The organism is Variovorax palleresanus (genome assembly GCF_051144945.1).
In the GTDB taxonomy this organism is placed as follows: domain Bacteria; phylum Pseudomonadota; class Gammaproteobacteria; order Burkholderiales; family Burkholderiaceae_C; genus Variovorax; species Variovorax paradoxus_S.
In genome coordinates, this window is record NZ_JBJNVP010000002.1 from 5,050,803 (window position 1) to 5,068,476 (window position 17,674).

General features: G+C 65.9%; 18 protein-coding genes. 10 read left to right on the top strand and 8 right to left on the bottom strand.

The features are described 5' to 3' along the window. Positions 1-16: 16 nt before the first annotated feature. Positions 17-1,651: a transglycosylase SLT domain-containing protein gene (locus tag ACJ7Z0_RS27705; protein ID WP_434792418.1), complete on the bottom strand. Its 1,635-nt coding sequence runs from the start codon at positions 1,649-1,651 to the stop codon at positions 17-19. After that, positions 1,648-2,427, bottom strand: coding sequence for a hydroxyacylglutathione hydrolase (gloB, locus tag ACJ7Z0_RS27710; RefSeq protein WP_434792419.1), 780 nt, complete (start codon positions 2,425-2,427; stop codon positions 1,648-1,650). Before gloB ends, ACJ7Z0_RS27705 begins: the two co-directional genes overlap by 4 nt. Here gloB and ACJ7Z0_RS27715 point away from each other — a divergent pair. Further along, positions 2,426-3,193: a class I SAM-dependent methyltransferase gene (locus tag ACJ7Z0_RS27715; RefSeq protein WP_434792420.1), complete on the top strand. Its 768-nt coding sequence runs from the start codon at positions 2,426-2,428 to the stop codon at positions 3,191-3,193. The genes gloB and ACJ7Z0_RS27715 overlap by 2 nt on opposite strands. A 44-nt stretch (positions 3,194-3,237) precedes the next feature. Further along, positions 3,238-3,687 (top strand): ribonuclease HI, encoded by a 450-nt coding sequence (gene rnhA / locus ACJ7Z0_RS27720; RefSeq protein ID WP_093019070.1) that lies wholly within the window; start codon positions 3,238-3,240, stop codon positions 3,685-3,687. A 31-nt stretch (positions 3,688-3,718) separates the two neighbouring features. Here the strand turns inward: rnhA and moeA are convergent, their stop codons facing one another. From moeA to ACJ7Z0_RS27745, 5 genes are all read right to left on the bottom strand, one after another. After that, entirely contained in the window at positions 3,719-5,041 is a 1,323-nt protein-coding gene (moeA, locus tag ACJ7Z0_RS27725) for a molybdopterin molybdotransferase MoeA (RefSeq protein WP_434792421.1), read from the bottom strand. Further along, positions 5,038-5,685: a molybdenum cofactor guanylyltransferase MobA gene (gene mobA, locus ACJ7Z0_RS27730; protein WP_434792422.1), complete on the bottom strand. Its 648-nt coding sequence runs from the start codon at positions 5,683-5,685 to the stop codon at positions 5,038-5,040. Before mobA ends, moeA begins: the two co-directional genes overlap by 4 nt. Further along, positions 5,682-6,839, bottom strand: coding sequence for a GTP 3',8-cyclase MoaA (moaA, locus tag ACJ7Z0_RS27735; protein ID WP_434792423.1), 1,158 nt, complete (start codon positions 6,837-6,839; stop codon positions 5,682-5,684). The genes mobA and moaA overlap by 4 nt, the downstream gene beginning before the upstream one ends. Positions 6,840-6,994: 155 nt before the next feature. Beyond that, complete coding sequence (locus ACJ7Z0_RS27740) at positions 6,995-8,428, bottom strand: aldehyde dehydrogenase family protein (RefSeq protein WP_434792424.1); 1,434 nt, start codon at positions 8,426-8,428, stop codon at positions 6,995-6,997. A gap of 51 nt (positions 8,429-8,479) precedes the next feature. Further along, positions 8,480-9,034, bottom strand: a complete 555-nt coding sequence (locus ACJ7Z0_RS27745) for a peroxiredoxin (protein ID WP_434792425.1) — start codon at positions 9,032-9,034, stop codon at positions 8,480-8,482. A gap of 151 nt (positions 9,035-9,185) precedes the next feature. Here ACJ7Z0_RS27745 and ACJ7Z0_RS27750 point away from each other — a divergent pair, with 151 nt between their 5' ends. The 8 genes from ACJ7Z0_RS27750 (at position 9,186) to ACJ7Z0_RS27785 (ending at position 16,745) form a co-directional block, all read left to right on the top strand. Beyond that, positions 9,186-10,760, top strand: a complete 1,575-nt coding sequence (locus tag ACJ7Z0_RS27750; RefSeq protein WP_434792426.1) for a phospholipase D family protein — start codon at positions 9,186-9,188, stop codon at positions 10,758-10,760. A 9-nt stretch (positions 10,761-10,769) separates the two neighbouring features. Beyond that, positions 10,770-11,558: a sterol desaturase family protein gene (locus tag ACJ7Z0_RS27755; protein WP_434792427.1), complete on the top strand. Its 789-nt coding sequence runs from the start codon at positions 10,770-10,772 to the stop codon at positions 11,556-11,558. Further along, positions 11,542-12,501, top strand: a complete 960-nt coding sequence (locus ACJ7Z0_RS27760) for a fatty acid desaturase (protein ID WP_434792428.1) — start codon at positions 11,542-11,544, stop codon at positions 12,499-12,501. The genes ACJ7Z0_RS27755 and ACJ7Z0_RS27760 overlap by 17 nt, the downstream gene beginning before the upstream one ends. 3 nt (positions 12,502-12,504) lie before the next feature. Then, entirely contained in the window at positions 12,505-14,457 is a 1,953-nt protein-coding gene (locus tag ACJ7Z0_RS27765) for a 3-oxoacyl-[acyl-carrier-protein] synthase III C-terminal domain-containing protein (protein WP_434792429.1), read from the top strand. Next, positions 14,441-15,340, top strand: a complete 900-nt coding sequence (locus tag ACJ7Z0_RS27770; protein ID WP_434792430.1) for a DUF6999 family protein — start codon at positions 14,441-14,443, stop codon at positions 15,338-15,340. The genes ACJ7Z0_RS27765 and ACJ7Z0_RS27770 overlap by 17 nt, the downstream gene beginning before the upstream one ends. A gap of 17 nt (positions 15,341-15,357) precedes the next feature. Next, the gene (locus tag ACJ7Z0_RS27775; protein ID WP_093019094.1) at positions 15,358-15,726 is read left to right on the top strand and encodes a hypothetical protein; all 369 of its coding nucleotides are present in this window, start codon (positions 15,358-15,360) and stop codon (positions 15,724-15,726) included. Then, entirely contained in the window at positions 15,713-15,943 is a 231-nt protein-coding gene (locus tag ACJ7Z0_RS27780; RefSeq protein ID WP_055800144.1) for a hypothetical protein, read from the top strand. Before ACJ7Z0_RS27775 ends, ACJ7Z0_RS27780 begins: the two co-directional genes overlap by 14 nt. 181 nt (positions 15,944-16,124) lie before the next feature. Then, the gene (locus ACJ7Z0_RS27785; RefSeq protein WP_434792431.1) at positions 16,125-16,745 is read left to right on the top strand and encodes a hypothetical protein; all 621 of its coding nucleotides are present in this window, start codon (positions 16,125-16,127) and stop codon (positions 16,743-16,745) included. Here the strand turns inward: ACJ7Z0_RS27785 and ACJ7Z0_RS27790 are convergent. Next, positions 16,739-17,584, bottom strand: coding sequence for a metal-dependent hydrolase (locus ACJ7Z0_RS27790; protein ID WP_434792432.1), 846 nt, complete (start codon positions 17,582-17,584; stop codon positions 16,739-16,741). The genes ACJ7Z0_RS27785 and ACJ7Z0_RS27790 overlap by 7 nt on opposite strands. Positions 17,585-17,674 lie beyond the last annotated feature (90 nt).

The window sequence follows — 17,674 nt, forward strand, 5'->3', positions numbered from 1 at the left end:
CTCGGCTCAGCGCTTCTTAGCGCTTCTTCTTTACCGGCGTGCCGCCGCGCTTTTCGCGTACCACCTGCTGTTGCTTGCCGGCCGGCGACTTCACGATGTTGGTGCCGCGCGCGGCCACGGCCTTTGCCGTACTGCCGCCTCCGCGCTTGCCGGCAACAGCCGCGTGTCCGCGCGCCGGCGCCGCGCCCGAGCCTACGCGAGCCGCGGGTGCCGCACGAACAGGCAGGTACACCACCACGCTGTAGCCGCGCTTGAACGAGTGGTTGAGATTGACGTCGTTCCACTCGGCCACGCTGTCCGGCTTGAGCTTGTAGCGGCGCGCGATGCTGGCCACGCTGTCGTTGCGCCCCGCCTTGACGGTGGTGCGGCGGTTGACGATCTCGGGTTGGAAGCTCAGGTGGCCACTGTCGGCCACGAGCGCCGTCACGTCCTCCTTGACGCGGGCGCCGCGCGGCACGATGAGCGTGGAGCCAGCCTTGATGAGCATGCGCGGCGGAATGCTGTTGAGCGCGCGCAGATCGGTTTCGCTCATGCCCGAGCGTTGGGCCGCATCGGCCACCGTCATGGTGTTGGGAACGACCCATGCCGTCCAGCTTGCGTACTGGCCTTGCGAGTAGGCGTCGAAGTTGCGCTGGAACACGGCCGCGTTGTCCCAGGGCAGCAGGATTTGCGGCGTGCCGGCGGCCAGCAGCACGGGCTTGTGCGCAGCAGGGTTCAGGGCGCGGAAATCTTCGAGCCGGATGTCGGCCAGCTTGGCCGCCAGTTCGACGTCGAGGTCGCGCGTCAGCGTGACGGTCTGGAAGTACGGGTGATTGGCGATCAGCGGCAACTCGGTGTTGAACGCCTGCGGGTTCGCGACGATGTTCTTCACGGCCTGCAGCTTGGGCACGTACAGCCGCGTTTCGGCCGGCATGGAAAGATCGCTGTAGGTGGTGGGCAGGCCGAGCCGCTGGTTCTTGGCGATGGCGCGGCTCACGCTGCCTTCACCCCAGTTGTAGGCCGCCAGGGCAAGCTGCCAGTCGCCGAACATGCCGTAGAGCTTTTGCAGGTAGTCGAGCGCGGCGCGGGTCGAGGCCACCACGTCGCGCCTGTCGTCGCGGAAGATGTTCTGCTTCAGGTCGAAGTCGGTGCCGGTGGCCGGCATGAACTGCCACATGCCCGCGGCACGCGCGCTGGAGATGGCCTGCGGGTTGAACGCGCTCTCGATGTACGGCAGCAGCGCGAGTTCGGTCGGCATGTTGCGCCGCTCGAGCTCTTCGACGATGTGGAAGATGTATTTGTTCGAGCGCTCGGTCATGCGCTGGATGTAGTCGGGCCGGCTGGCATACCACTGCTCGCGGTCGCGCACCAGGTCGCTTTGGAGGTTCGGCATCTTGAAGCCGCGGCGGATGCGGTCCCACATGTCGGCGGGCGGCGCCAGCGTGACCACGCTCTGCGAGTGGGCCTCGCTGCTGGTGATGGGGGTGAGGGGGCCGCCTGGATAGACCGGCGCGGCGCTGCTCGAAGTCTTGGAGCCGGTGCCTCCCGCGGTAGGCTGCTGCGAGGCGGGAGTCGAAGAGGAGGAAGAGGACGAAGAGGGGCCGCTCGTGGTGCTCGCGCAGCCCGCGAGCAACAGTGAGCCAGCAAGGCAGACAGCAGCGATAAGTTTCATCGGAAGTCGTTTTTCCATTGGCGCAGCGCAGCAAACACGTCGGCTTCGGCCGCATTGGCGGAAAGCTCGGCGTGCTCGCGCACCGCTCTAAGGACAGTGGCTTCGCGGCTGCGAAGAAAGGGGTTGATTCGGCGTTCGGTTGCCAGTTGCGAGGGCAGCGTGGGCTGCCCCTGTGCGCGCAGGCTTTCGCAGCGCGCGGTGTAGTGAGTCAGATCGGCATTGCCGGGTTCCACCGCGTGGGCGAAACGCAGGTTAGCAAGTGTGTATTCGTGGGCACAGCATACGCGGGTGTCGCCCGGCAGCGCTGCGAGCGCGTCGAGCGAGGCCAGCATTTGCGCGGGCGTGCCTTCGAACAGCCGGCCGCAGCCGCCGGAGAACAGCGTATCGCCACAGAAGAGCAGTGGCGCCTGGCCTTCGCCTGCAGGAAGAAAGTAGGCGATGTGGCCCGCCGTGTGGCCGGGCACGTCGATGACCGCGAAGCGCTTGCCGAGCACTTCGGCGCTGTCGCCGTGCGAGAGCGGGGTGAAGGGTTCGGGAATGCGCTCGCGCGCCGGGCCGAAGACCGGTGCACCGGTGGCCGCATGAAGCGCAGCGACGCCGCCCGTGTGATCGTGATGGTGGTGCGTGACTAGAATCGCGGCGAGCTGCAGCTTGTCGCGCGTCAACGCGTCGAACACCGGTTGAGCGTCGCCCGGGTCCACCACGATCGCGTTGGAGCCGTCCTGCAGCATCCAGATGTAGTTGTCAGCGAAGGCGGGCAGCGGAACGAGGGTCATGAGCGGTCAAATTATAGGTTTGCAGGATTGGTTCGCGACCCCTCCCGGACGGTACCTCCTGGGGTGGGAGCAAGCCCAGTTCGACCAGGCGGTTGCGGACATCTTCGGCTATCACGCCTTGCAGCTGGGCGCCGCCGGGGTCGACGGGCTGCGTACCAACCGCATGCCGCACCGCTGGCTGGCGCTGCCTGAGCTTGTGCAGGGCAGCAAGGCTGCGCTCTTCACCGATTTTGCGGCGCTGCCGTTTGCAGCCAACAGCCTGGATCTGGTGGTGCTGCCGCACGCGCTGGAACTGAGCGACGACCCCCATGCCACGCTGCGGGAAGTGGAGCGGGTTCTGGTGCCCGAGGGCCGCGTGGTGATCTGCGGGCTCAACCCGGCCAGCCTGTGGGGCATGCGGCAGCGCCGCGCGCACCTGTACCGCAAGCTCGGGTTCGGCGATCTCTTTCTGCCCGAAGGCGGCGAGTTCATCGGCTACTGGCGCATGCGGGACTGGCTGCGGCTCCTGAGCTTCGAGGTGGAGTCGGGGCGCTTTGGCGTCTATCGGCCCGCGGTGCGCAGCGAAGCCTGGCTGGAGCGCTGCCGCTGGATGGATACCGCCGGCGAGCGCTGGTGGCCGATTTTCGGCGCCGTGTATTTCGTGGTGGCGGTCAAGCGGGTGCGTGGCATGCGCCTGTTGAGCGCCGACTGGCGCCGCGCCGCGGCGCGCGCGACGGCTCCGGTGTCGATTGCGGGCAAGATGCACAAGGCCGACCGCAGCGACTGAATGAACGAATGATCGATGGATCGAGAGAGAAGGAAAAGATAGTTTTGAACGAAGTCGTGATCTACACCGATGGCGCCTGCAAAGGCAATCCCGGCCCTGGCGGCTGGGGCGCCTGGCTCAAGTCGGGTGCCACTGAGAAGGAACTGTTCGGTGGCGAGCTAGCCACCACCAACAACCGCATGGAACTGACGGCCGTGATCGAGGGCCTGGCCGCTCTCAAGCGGCCCTGCAAGGTCATTCTCTACCTCGACAGCCAGTACGTGCGCATGGGCATCACCGAGTGGATCCGCGGCTGGAAAGCCAAGGGCTGGCGCACCTCGACCAAGCAGCCGGTGAAGAACGTCGAACTCTGGCAGAAACTCGACAAGCTGGTGGCGGAGGGCGGCCACGTCATCGAATGGCGATGGGTCAAGGGCCACTCCGGCGACCCCGGCAACGAACGCGCGGACATGCTCGCGAACAAAGGCGTGGACAAGGCGCTGGGCCGAATCTGAGCCCTTGAGGAGCGCGAAGACTGGGGGCGAGCTAAATGACCCCTTCGAACATCATCACATTGACCTCGTCGCCCGCAGCGACGTTGCCGTGGTCGTGATGCAGCACCACGAGCCCGTTGGCCTCGACCATCGAACTCAGCACGCCCGATCCCTGGTTGCCCGCAATGCGAACCTCGGGCAGCGCGCCGGACACGGCCTGCACGAAGCCGCGCTGGTATTCGGTACGGCCGGCCTTCTTGCGGATGGCGCTCACGCTGCGCGCGCGCAGCAAGGGCGGCGGCGCCGCGGCGATGTCGTGGCATCCCATCATGCGCAGCAGCGCCGGTCGCACGAAGGCCAGAAAAGTCACCATCACGGCCACCGGATTGCCCGGCAGGCCGAAGAGCACCGCAGAGCCCGGCGGCGACGAAGAAGCCGGATCGCGCGGAACCAGCCCGACCGCCATCGGCCGCCCCGGACGCATGGCGATGCGCCAGAAGGCCATGTCGCCGAGTTGCTGCATCACGGCGCGTGTGTGGTCCGCGGCGCCGACGCTCACGCCGCCGCTGGTGATGATGGCGTCAGCCTGGCTTGCGGCACGCTGCAGCGTGGCGGCGAGCGTGGCCGGGTCGTCGCGCACCAGGCCCAGGTCGATGACCTCGCAGCCCAGCCGCGTGAGCAGGCCGAACACGGTATAGCGGTTGCTGTCGTACACGGCGCCTTCGCGCGGCGCCTCGCCGAGGCTCAGGATCTCGTCGCCGGTCGAAAAGTAGGCCACGCGCAGACGCCGCAGCGCGGACACCGCGGGCAGCCCCAGGCTTGCGACCATGCCGAGCGCGGCGGGCGACAGGCGCTCGCCGCACCGCAAGGCCGGTTGCCCCTGCATCAGGTCCTCGCCCGCAAAGCGGCGGTTGTCGCCGCGGCGAAGCACCTTGGCGGGAAAGCTCACCCGGTCGCCGTCGACCTTGCAGAACTCTTGCGGAACCACGGTGTCGAGCCCGTCGGGCATGACGGCGCCCGTCATGATGCGAACCGCTTCGCCGCCAGCCAGGGTGCCGCGCCACGCCGCCCCGGCCAGGGCCGTGCCCACCACGCGGAGGTCGATGGACTCGTCGGTGCGCGCATCATTCCGCAGGATGGCGCCGTCGAAGGCAAAGCCGTCCATCGCGGAATTGTCGTGCGGCGGCACGCTGACGGGCGAGATGATGTCTTCGGCCAGCACGCGGCCCAGTGCTTCGCGCACCCCGACTTCCTCGCGTTCCGAAACGATGGCCGGGGCCGCCAGCTGCGCCAGAAAAGCCTGGACGCCGCCGACGCTCAGGGCCTGGGGGTCATAGCCCGCAAGGGCGGCGGCAATGTCGGCGATGCGGCTCATCGGTTTTCGAGGGCGTGCAGTTCGGCCAGCGTGTTGGCGTTGAAAAAGGCGTCGGGCGCATCGCCGGGCCGGTCGAAGGGGACGAGCACCGTGCGGTGCTGCGCTGTCCAGGCGTCGATCTTGCGGCCGCCGGACTGGGTGAAGGTCACCAGGCTTTCGAGCAGCGCGGTGCGCAGCAGGCAGAACACCGGCTGAGGCCGCAGCACCGGCGCCGCGCCGGGTTCGTCAGCGGCCTCGGGCGCGCTGACCATGGCGATCTCCGCGTTGTCGGCCACCATGGCCTCGGCCAGACGGCTGGCCAGATCGAGCGGAAACAGCGGGGTGTCGCAGGGCACGGTGAGGAGATAGGGTGTTTCGCAGCGTTCGAGGCCGGTCAGAAAGCCTGCCAGCGGACCCGCGTAGTCGGCCAGGCTGTCGGGCCAGACCGGCACGCCGAAGGATTCGTAGGCGGCCAGGTTGCGGTTGGCGTTGATCATCACCTCGCCCACCTGCATACCCAGGCGCAACACGGCATGCATGGCCAGTGGCGAGCCGTTGAAGTTCTGCAGGCCCTTGTCGATGCCGCCCATGCGCGAGCCTCGTCCTCCGGCCAGCAGCAGCCCGGTGATCTCGCTGGGGGAAATGGATTCTTGTGTGGAGGTCATCCGCCGATATAGCTCATTTCGACGCGGCGCGGCGCCTTGTTGTTGTCGTTGGCGTCGTGCTCGGCGCTGTCGGGGCCGCGAAGCGCGCGCAGTTCGGAATAACGGTCGGCGCGGCCTTGCCAGATGTGGCCGATGGCCGAGGCAATGTCTTCGTCGGTGGCGGTGCCGCGCAGCAGGGGCCGCAGGTCGTGGCCCGCGCTGGCAAAAAGGCAGAGGTAGAGCTTGCCCTCGGTAGACAGGCGAGCGCGGCTGCAGTCGTGGCAGAAGGCCTGCGTGACGCTGCTGATCACGCCGATTTCGCCGCCGCCGTCGGCATAGGCCCATCTTTGGGCGGTTTCGCCCGGCGCGCTGGGCTCGAGCGGCACGAGCGGATACTCGGCGCCGATGCGCGCAATGACCTCGGCCGAGGGCAATACCTCGTCCATGCGCCAGCCGTTGGTGGCGCCCACGTCCATGTATTCGATGAAGCGCAGCACCACCTTGCCGCCATGGTTGTCGCGAAAGTAGCGCGCCATCGGCAGGATTTCCTGCTCGTTGGTGCCGCGCTTGACGACCATGTTCACCTTGAGCGGCCCAAGGCCCGCGGCCAAGGCCGCGTCGATCCCGGCGAGCACGTCGGCCACCGGAAAATCGACGTCGTTCATGTGGCGGAACACCGCGTCGTCCAGGCTGTCGAGGCTCACGGTCACGCGCTGCAGGCCGGCGGCCCGCAGCGCCGCCGCCTTGCGCTGCAGCAGCGAGCCGTTGGTGGTGAGCGTGAGCGCCAGCGGTTCGCCGGCCGGGGTGCGGAGCTCGGACAACTGCTCGATCAGCCCCTCGATGTTCTTGCGCAGCAATGGCTCGCCGCCTGTGAGCCGGATCTTGCGCACGCCATGGGCCGCGAACAGGCGCGCGAGCCGCGTCATTTCCTCGAAGCTCAGCAGCGCGCTGTGCGGCAGGTATTGGTAGTCCTTGTCGAACACGTCCTTCGGCATGCAGTAGCTGCAGCGGAAGTTGCAGCGGTCCGTCACGCTGATGCGCAGGTCGGTCAGCGGGCGGCCCAGGCGGTCGAGCAGGCGCCCCGTGGCGGGCACGGCGATCTCCGGCACCGACACGGTGGGTCGCGCGCGGCCGATTTCGGAGACCGGGATGACGGTGGTGCTTTTGCTTTTCATGGGGCAACGGCCAATTTACTCCATGGAGCAAGGGCCGATCCGGAAAGGGCTACTCGACGGGACCGCACTTTCGACGTCTGTCTCCTGAAAAGGGGCTGCGGGCAGTGTATCGGGGCCCGGCGCCGAACGCCCCCGAAGCGGCCGCCGATACGGCTTCAGCCGTGCTTGATGGCGACGGTCTTGAGGGTGGTGAAACCGTAAAGCGCTTCGAAGCCCTTTTCGCGCCCGTAGCCGGACGACTTGACGCCACCGAACGGCAGTTCCACGCCGCCGCCCGCGCCGTAGTTGTTGATGAACACCTGGCCGCTTCGCACCCGCTTGGCCATGCGGAACTGGCGCGCCCCGTCGGCCGTCCACACCCCGGCGACGAGACCGAACTGCGTGGCATTGGCGAGCGCCACCGCTTCGTCTTCGTCGGCGAACTGCATTGCTGCAAGCACCGGCCCGAACACTTCTTCTTGCGCAAGACGATGGTTGAAGGGCACGTCGCGCAGCAGGGTGGGGGCCTGGTAGAAGCCGGTTTCGGGCGCTTCGTCGACCACGACGCCGTGGGCCACCATCGGGATCCCGGCCACCTGGGCGTCGCTCAGGAAATCCCACACGCGCTGCTGCTGCGTCTGGCGGATCAGCGGGCCGACGTCGAGGTCCATGGCTGCCGGCCCGACGCGCAGGGCCGTGAAGGCGTGGCCCAGGCGCTCGAGCAGCGGCTCGTAGATGCCGCGCTGGATCAGCACGCGCGAGCCGGCCGAGCAGGTCTGGCCGGCGTTCTGCACGATGGCGTTGATGATCACCGGAATGGCCGCGTCGAGGTCGGCGTCGGCAAAGATGATCTGCGGGCTCTTGCCGCCGAGTTCGAGCGTGACCGGGCAATGCCGCTCGGCCGCCACCTGCTGGATCAACGTGCCGATCTTGGGGCTGCCGGTGAAGCTGATGTGGTCGATGCCGGGGTGCCGCGCCAGCGCGTCGCCCACTTCATGGCCGTAGCCCGTCACGATGTTGAGTGCGCCGGGCGGAAAGCCGACTTCGGCCGCCAGCTGCGCCACGCGGATCAGGGACAGGCAGGCGTCTTCGGCCGGCTTCACCACGCACACATTGCCGGCCGCCAGGGCGCCGCCCACGCTGCGCCCGAAGATCTGCATCGGGTAGTTCCAGGGAATGATGTGCCCCGTGACGCCGTGCGGCTCGCGCCAGGTGAACACGCTGTAGCCGTCCTGGTAGGGAATGGTCTCGCCGTGCAGCTTGTCGCAGGCGCCGGCATAGAACTCGAAATAGCGCACCAGCGCCACCGCATCGGCGCGCGCCTGCTTCACCGGCTTGCCGCAATCGCGCTGCTCGATCAGTGCAAGCTCGTCGACGTGTTCGGCGATCTTCTGCGACAGCCTGTAAAGCAGGCGGCCGCGGTCGGCCGCGCTCACCTTGTGCCACACGCCATCGAAGCAATCGCGCGCCGCGCGCACGGCCGAATCGATGTCGGCGGCATTGCTGCGCTGGATGTCGTCGAAAGGCTGGCCGTCGGACGGATCGAGCACTTGCAGGGTGCGGCCGGAGGAAGACGGGACGTCGGCGTTGGCAATGAAGTTGAGTTGCATGGAACGGATTTTGCGCGAAGCGGGGCAGCCACGCCGCGCGCGCTCCTGCTCCTACCTGGGCGAACGCGTTCGCGGCAGCGCCCGCACCGCATTCAGCATGCGCTCCACATGCTTGTCCGGATTCAGGTTCTGGTAGTAGTACGCCACCTTGCCGTCCGGGGAAATCACGTACGAGAGACGGTTGGCGAAGTCCGGCCGGGTTTGCATCAGGGCGTCGAAACCGTTGATCACCGCCTTCGATTCGTCCGACGCCACGGGAAACCGGCTTTGGCAGGACTTGACCGAAAACTTCGCGAGGGTTTCGATGTCGTCGGCCGACACGCCGATGACGGTGGCACCCAGCGCGGCGAACTGGTCGATGGCTTCGGCGAAGGCATGGGCTTCGATCGAACAGTCGTTGGAGTCGGCTGCCGGAAAGAAGTACAACACCACCGGGCCCTTGGCCAGCGCATCGGCCAGCGAATAGCGGAAGGTCTTGCCGGCGAGCGCGGCATTGGCGGTGAACTTGGGCACCGGATCGCCGATGTCCAGGGCGGCCGAGGCGGGGAGTGCCAGCCCGGCTGTGACCAGCATCGGTGCGATGCGTGAGAGGATCGGTCTTGCCATGGTGTAACTCCGGACAGGTGTAGAACGAATTCTAGGACGGTGAGCCAGTTTTTTGGATTGCAGTCCGGATGAAACCGAAACCGACATGTACTGGCGCGCGTACCCATGGCAGGGAGCCCAAAAACAAGCAGGTCTGCGAGATCGATCCATCATGAATGCCTGGACACAACTTCTGCGAATCTGCCTGGCCGGCGCCATGCTCGCGGCGCTGGCGGCCTGCGGCTCGCTACCCCCAGCGCGCGAACGGGCGGCGGTGAATGCGACCGCGGTCGATCCGACCACCACGCTCGCAAAGATCGCAGCGGCCTCGACGCCGCCCGGCGAGCACTCCGGCTTCCGGCTGATGCCGCTCGGCGTCTATTCGCTGGACGCGCGCGTGCAGCTTGCGCAACGCGCCCAGCGCTCGCTGGTGGTGCAGTATTACCAGTTCGAAAACGACGCCACCGGACGCCTTTTGATGCGCACGCTGCGCGAGGCTGGCGCGCGCGGGGTGCAGGTGCGGCTGCTGGTGGACGATCTCTACACCGCCAAGAGCCAGCAGCTGCTGTTGGCGCTTTCGCAGACGCCCAACGTGGACGTGCGGCTGTTCAATCCCTTCTGTTGTGGGCGCAATGGTTTCCTGTCGCGCTTTGCGGCGTCGCCGCACGAGATCGGGCGGCTCAACCACCGGATGCACAACAAGCTCTTCATCGCCGATGGGGTGATGGCGGTGGTCGGCGGGCGCAACATTGCAGACGAATATTTTGTGCTGAGCGAGGCGCAGAACTTCATCGACATGGACGCGCTGGTGGTTGGCAAGGTGCTGCCGCAGCTCGAGTCGATTTTCGATGCCTACTGGAACAGCGAGCAGGTCTGGCCCGTTGCCGACATCGTCCGCGGCGAGGGCGGCCGCACGCCCACGGCCGCCGACTTCGACGCCACGATCGGCATGGCGGCAGCGCCGCCGAAGATCGTGCTTCCGCCTTCCGACGTCCTGGGCTATGGCCCGATTGCGGAAGAACTCGACGGTGGCCGCATGGGGCTTTTGTGGGGCGAGGCCCACGCCATCGCCGATCCGCCGACCAAGCCGACCACCATGACGGCGGACGAGGCCATTGCCACCAGCGTGACGATGAAGGTCTGGACGCTGTTGATGGATGCCAAGTTCGAAGTCGACCTGACTTCTCCCTACCTGGTGCCGGGCGAGCGCGGCATGGCGGCGTTCGAAGATCTGGCCAAGCGCAAGGTCAAGCTCACGCTGCTGACCAATTCGCTGGCGGCCAACGACGAGCCGTTGGTGCATACCGGCTATGCGCGCTACCGCGAGCGGATGCTCAGGAGCGGGGCCGACCTGTACGAGCTGAGCCCGCAGCGCACCACCGCGGGCGAGCGCTTCGGCATGTTCGGCAAATCGCTGGGACGGCTGCACTCCAAGACCGCTGCCATCGACAAGACGCGCATTTTCATCGGCTCGATGAACCTCGATCCGCGCTCGGCGAGCCAGAACACCGAGATGGGCGTGGTGGTCGACAGTCCGCAGCTGGCGCGGGAGATGCTGCGCGTCATCAACATCAGCAAGCTGCAGAACTCGTATCGTCTGCGCCTCGCCAAGGAAACCGGCACGCTGCAGTGGCTCACGAACGATGGCGAGAAAGAAGTCATCCTGACGTCGGAGCCGGAATCGAGCTTCTTCCAACGTCTCCACAACCTGCTCATTGCGCCGCTGGTTCCCGAAATGCTGCTGTAGCCTCGGGGGATGGCGCAAACCTTTACTTCGTTGTCCGCCCTCCAGGTGATGTTGTGGGGGTTGGTCTTTTTCGGCGGCATCTATCTGGGGTTCGGCGCTCTCAATTGGCTGCTGACCCATCGCGTGCTGCCGGCGCTCGGCATCGGGCGCGTGCTCGACCCGCGGCCGCTGCAGCCGGGGCAGGTGCGCCGCGAATTGGCGCAGTCGGGGGTGTCGGTGCTCGTATTCGGGCTGGGCATGGTGTTCCCCTGGGGCCTGCTTCAACTGGGCTGGGCGCGGCTCGACGCCGACGCGGGTTGGCGCCAGATCGGGGCCGAAGTCCTGGTGCTCGCGATCTGGAACGACGTTCACTTCTGGCTCAACCATCGCCTGCTGCACACGCGCTGGCTGCGGCGCTTTCACGGGCCGCATCACCGCTCGGTCGTGACCACGCCCTGGGCGACGTACAGCTTTCATCCGATCGAGGCGGCGATGCTCGGCAACGTGATCCTGCTGCCGATGCTGCTGCACGATTTCAGCTTCTGGTCGCTTGCCTCGGTGCCGCTTTTCAGCCTGTTCTTCAACAGCGTCGGGCATTCGAACTACGACTTCTTTCCCCGGGTCTCTTACAGCCATTGGTTTGCTGCCAGCCGCCGCCACCATTTGCACCATGCCTGCCACGGCGGCAACTACGGATTCCAGTTCACGTTCATGGACCGGCTGTTCGGCACGCGCATTGCCGCCGATGCGGCGGAGCCGCAGTTCCAGGCATTTCGCTCAAAACGGCAACCCCAGCAAGAGCATGGCACGCCGGCCTGAGGGGCCCCGTCGGCTGGCACGGCTGCGCCATGGGCGCGACTGGCAGAGCCTTGCGTATCTGGCGGCGCTCCCGGCATTGGCGGCATGGCAATGGATGCATGGCTTCTCCGTGCTGCTTTATGGGCCGATGCTGTTCCTCACGCTTGGCGTGGGTGTGATCCACCACAACCACGTGCATCTGCGCATGTGGCGGGGGCGGCGCATGAACCGGCTCACCGACTTCTGGATCACGCTGCTGCAGGGACACCCGACCTTCGTTTTCTGGCCTGCGCACGTGGCCAATCACCATCGCCACCGGCACGGGCCGCGGGACGTGGCGCGCACCTACCGCTTTGGTGGCGACACCAATCATTTGCGGGGTTACCTGCTGCATCCGTTCCAGGCCGTGTGGGTGCTGGTGCCGGTGTTCTGCGGTTGGCTCGGGCGGCTTCGCAGGCACCGGCCGGGCCCGTGGCGCTACTGCATGGCGCAGTACGCGCTGTGGCTCGGCAGCTGGAGCGCGCTGCTGATGCTCGACTGGCGCAAGGCCCTGCTGTTGGTGATCTTGCCGCAGTTGCACGGGTTGCACTGGCTGCTGGCGACCAACTATCTGCAGCACGCGCACGCCGACGGACGCCGGTCCGCGGCGGATGCGGAGGCGCCGCGCGATACCGCAGGTACCCGCCTGAACTACGCACGTAATTTCGAGGGGCTGGTGAACCCGTTGCTGTTCAACATCGGCCTGCACACCGCACATCACGAGAACCCGCATGTCCATTGGTCCGAGCTCACGCAATTGCACCGCACGCGCTACCGCGCGCGGGTCGATCCCGCGCTCAACGAGCAAGGGCTGGTGCCCTACATGGTTCGCGTGTTCGTGCTGGGCGCCCTGTGGCCGCGTTTTCGCAGCCGCTCGCTGATGTCACCCGTGCCGTCCGTGTCGCCGGAGTCTTCAACCCACTGAACCATGCCTGTTCCATTTCAACGCGTCTACATCGAGAGCGCCGGCTATTTCATGCCTGGCGAGCCCATTCCCAACGAGCGCATGGACGCCTACATCGCGCCGCTCAACCGCATGTCGGAGCGCATCAAGCGGCGCATCCTGGCCGAGAACGGCATCCTCACGCGGCACTATGCGATCGACGAAGAGGGCGTGACGCGCCACACCAATGCGCAACTGGCCGCAGGCGCGATTCGCGATTGCCTGCAGCGCGGCGGAGCCGAGCTGTCGCGCGTGTCGCTGCTGGCCAGCGGATCTTCGGGCGGCGATACGCTGATGCCGGGCTTTGCCAACATGATCCAGGGCGAGCTGGCGGCGCCGCCAATGGAAACGCTGTCGGTGCACGGCATCTGCGCCGCGGGCGTGTCGGCCATCCAGTCGGCCGCGCAGGGCATCGAACTGGGCGCGCACCGCACTGCGCTCGCGGTGGCCAGCGAAATGCCGTCGCGCCTTTTCAAGCGCTCGCGCTTTGCGGCGCGCGGTTACGAAACCGACTTCGATTCGCACTTTCTTCGCTGGATGCTTTCCGACGGCGCGGGCGCACTGCTGCTGTCCGACGGCAGGCCCGCGCTGGCTGGCAACCCGGGGCTGCGCCTGAGGCTGAAATGGGTGCACCAGCGCGCGTTCTCGGGCGACTACCCCGTGTGCATGCAGTTGGGGCTGACCGAGGACCGCGCCCGCGGCCATCTCGATTTCGGCTCCTGGGCCGAGGCGGAGGCGGCCGGCGCCCTGTCGCTGCGGCAGGACATTCGCCTGCTGCCGCATCTGTTCGACATCGGCATCCATGAATACGCGACGCTGGTGCGAGACGGATGGGTCGATCCGAAGCGGGTCGACCATTTCCTGTGCCACTACTCGTCGGAAAAATTCATTCCGGTGGTCGAAGACCTGATGACCAAGGCCGATCTCGCAATTCCCCGCGAGCGGTGGTGGAGCAATCTGGCCTGGCGCGGCAATACCGGTGCGGCGTCGATCCTGATCATGCTGTCGGAATTTCTGCATTCCAAGACGCTGAAGCCTGGAGAGCAGATCTTCTGCTACGTACCGGAATCGGGGCGCTTCATGGCCGCCTACATGCTGCTGGAGGTCGAGGCATCCGATGCGCCTGCTCGGGCGGTGGCCGTATCTCACAAGACGGCCGAGGCAGCGCCCGAAGACGAGACAGCAATTGCGCCGCCGCACGATCCGGCCGCCGCGCCTGAAGGCCTGGGCGCACTGCTGACCGAACTGGCCGGCATCTGGCACGACTACCGCTCGAACGTCTGGCGCACGCCGCTGATCCGCCAGATCCGCGAGCGCCGTTTTGCAGCGCCCGACTACCTGAACTGGATGGAGCAATGGGTTCCGCAGGTGCGCGAAGGCAGCCGCTGGATGCGCGAAGGCGCCGCTTCGCTGACCGGTCCATACAAGACGCTCGCCGCACTGATCGACGTGCATGCGGGCGAGGAGCAGGACGACTTCAACATTCTCTTCAGCGACTACAGGAAAGCGGGCGGCACCGTGGCGCGGATCGACGACCTGCGCCGCAACCCCGGCGGGGAGGCGCTCAATGCCTACCTGCACGGGCTGGCGGCCACGCGCGACCCCATCGGCCTGCTGGGTGCCATCTACATCATCGAAGGAACGGGCCAGCGCATCGTGCCCGCGCTGCTGCCACTCATCAAGGCCGGCCTGAAGCTGCCGCCCGATGCATTCCGCTTTCTCGAGTACCACGGCCACAACGACGAGAACCACCTGAATCGCTGGCTCGCCGCGGTCGAGATGGTGATGGCGGTGGAGGCAGGCAAAGAAGGTCAAGACGCCACCGGACGGGGCAGGGCGGCCCGCCAGATCATCGATACAGCGCGCCATACGGCGGCGCTGTACCTGATGCAGTTTCAGCACATCACGGAGCGAATGCCACATGAGCCGAATGCCTGATTTCCTCACGCAGGGGCACGACGAGCGCGATCCCAGTCCCTGGCTCGCGCTCTATCTCGACCAGAGCACGCCGCTGCCGGACGAGGTCAAGGCGGCATGGCTCGCCGATTCCAGTTCGGGTTCGCGCCAGTACCTGCTGCCGTTCCTGCGGCCGGTGGCGCGGCTGACGATCGTCCTGATCCAGGTGGTCAAGGTGTTCGTGCCGCGCAACTGGTCGCATTCGAAGCTGCTGCACCGGCTGCTGGCCTGGGGGCTGAAACGCTTTGTGTCGCCAGAGGCCAACTGGCTGATCCTGCGGCACTTTCACCTGGGGTCGCAGGTCCTGGGCTTCATCGGTCGCAATTCGCCCGCGCCGGTGGGCACCTCGCCGCTGGAGCCGGCCGACATCGATGCGCTCAAGGACGAGATGTTCCTGAAGCACGACCTGAACCTCTTCAACTTCGTGATTCGCCTCAACCAGGCGCTGCGCGACAAGGGGCTGGTGCTGGGCAAGGCGCCGGCTGTCGACTTTTCGATGATCAAGGACCCTGGGTTGCGGCTATCGGACATGCCGCACGGCCGGCTCAACTTTCTGGACCTGCAGAGCGCCATCGAATTGTTCACGCCGCTGTACCAGCTGATGTTGACGGACAACGACTTCTGGCGCGCCGCCAATTCCCTGCAACTGGATGAAACCATCGGCATCTACGCGGCCACCCTGCTCGGTGCCCCGGAGCACCTGATCCTGGTGAACAACAAGCATCCGCTGGTACCGCTGTCGACCCTGCGCGCCGGCCACCGGCTGGTGATTCACGGGCTGTCGACAGAAATGCTCCACAGCCTGCTTCAGCGCATGCGGACTGCCCAGGAGACGGCCCCACGGCCGGAGCAGCCACTTGCATAGGCGTATGCTGCCCCCAGATGCAAACCATGAACACGACCGACCATCCGTCTCCCAAGACCGATCTGGCAGTGACCCACGTGCTGGCTCAGCTGCTGGAACGGCTCGAGCACAGCGCCGTTCCCGTCAGCGCCGAGCAATACCGCTCGGTGGTCGAGCACCTGGTGCACGAATTCAGCGACGTCGAACCGGGCGCCGACCTGGGCCGCCTGCTCGATGCGTACCCGGCCGCGGCCGAGGTGTACGAAAATCTCAATTACCAGCATGCCGGCCTGTGCCGCTCGGCGCTCGATGCGGCACTTGCAGCCGAAGTCAGCGCCAGGAAAGCCATTGAACGCGCGATGCGCAATACCGAACCCAAAAAGGATAAAGCCGATGGCCAAAGCTGAGGTCAAGACCGCCGTTGTGGCCGACGGCCTGCGTTACAAGTCAAAAACACCCGGTTCGCCGTTCCGCGCTTCGGCGTCGTTCAGCGGCGCGACCATGTCCTGCTTCATGTGCGGAAAACACCGGGTGCGCTCGCAACTGCGTACCCGCCAGGTGCTTGGCAAGTCGCAGACGGTGTGCGCGCCTTCGTGCAAGGCGCTCGACGAATCGCTCGAATAAATCGAACTTCGTCCCTCGACAGGTCCCGCGTCGCTTTTGCGACATGCCCTGCGCGCGCATTGCAGATTTTCTTTCCAAAGCGCCTGAAATCGATATACAGTTAGAAACATATGATGCATTTAATTGCATAGATAAATAGTTCTAATTTGTAGTCGACGACAAATGATTTTGTACACAGGCAATGACGTCCAGCGCCGGACGATCTGCGGAAGGACTTGCAATGAGTAAGCCGCGTCATGTCGTGATGCAGGTGGTCAAGCGCTCCTCTGGCAGCGCAACGCACCACGTCGAATTCCTCATGGACGACAACTTTGCCGAGCGCCTGCGCCAACTGCGCTCGCTGGTTCCGCCTCTCGGCAGCCTCAACAAACAGCGCGACCTGGTGATCGACAAGGTGCGTGTGAGGCTTCCGAACGCCATTTGGCGCACCGGGAGCCAAGTCGACAATGGCGTGGAAGGCTCCTGTATCGTCATTGCCTCTGAGGGCTCTTTCAATTGCGGCGGCAAAGACCGCAACACGCGCGAAAAGCTCGTGACCTACAACTTCTCAATTTCGCGCCTCGTCGACCTTCATACCGAGCGCCCGGAGGGCGAGACCCTCTATATCCGTGATGGCACCTTCGCCAACGACGAGCCTGCCGATTCGCCTGCAGGCCTGTGGGTGGCCTCGTTGACCGAGGAGGAGGTGGTGATGCGCGTGCCGGATGCGCCGTCCGACTTCGACACCCTGCACGAACTGACGCTGCGGCCCGAGCAGCGCGCCGGCGCCGGCGCGTCCACGCACCGAGCCACCTTTTACTGAAGCGCGGCGGCTGCCTCGGTAGCCGAGCCCACGGGCGTGTACTGCGCACGGTTGTCCTCGAGCCAGCGGGCCGAAAGGCTGCTGTCCTGCTGCGCCGGATGGAAATCGGCGCGGAAATAGCTGCGCCAAGCGCTCCAGTTGCCTTGAAAGAGGCCGCCCCGGCCGAGCAGAATGCGCGCGGCACTCCTCCAGGTCGCCCATTTCCACAACTGCCCTTCATGGCGCAGGTTGGCGGCTGTCTGCCGCATCAAATCGCCCAGGAACATGAGCGTCACGCGGCGAAACCATCGGTTGCGCCATGGGTCCGAGCCCCCTGCGGCCTTGTAGAGGTCGAAGGCGACGGCCTTGTGCTCCAGCTCCTCGGCGCTGTGCCAAAGCCACATGGTCCGCAGCCGCGGTTCGGCGCCTTCGAGCACTTGGGGGTGGGCCAGCAGCCATTCGGCGAACATGGCCGTGAAGTGCTCCGTGGCCGCGGTCACTGCCAGTGCGTGGCGAGGGTCGGCGCCTTCCATGAGTTGCATGCGCCTGGCCGCCCGTGGCGACCAGCCATCCTTCAAGCCCTGGTTCTCGAGATGCCCGTTGAAAAGCGAATGGATGCGGCGATGCGTGGCTTCCTGGCCGATGAAGCCGCGTACGTCGGCGCGGTATTTTTCCTGCGCCTCCGGCGGCAGCGTGGCCATGACGTCGCGCACCGCGTCGATGAAGAACTGCTCGCCGAACGGAAAGCTCATCGACAGCGCATTGAAGAAGGCAGTCGAGAATGAATCGCCGCCGCACCAGTTGCGGCCGAACGGCGTTTGCAGATCGATCAGAAGGCGGCGCACGACAAGGTCGGTCATGAAAGAAGTCCTCGAGGAACTGAGTTGGTACACATTCGTACCGATTGACGGCATGGTGCGCACAACACTCGGTACCGTCAAGTACCAATG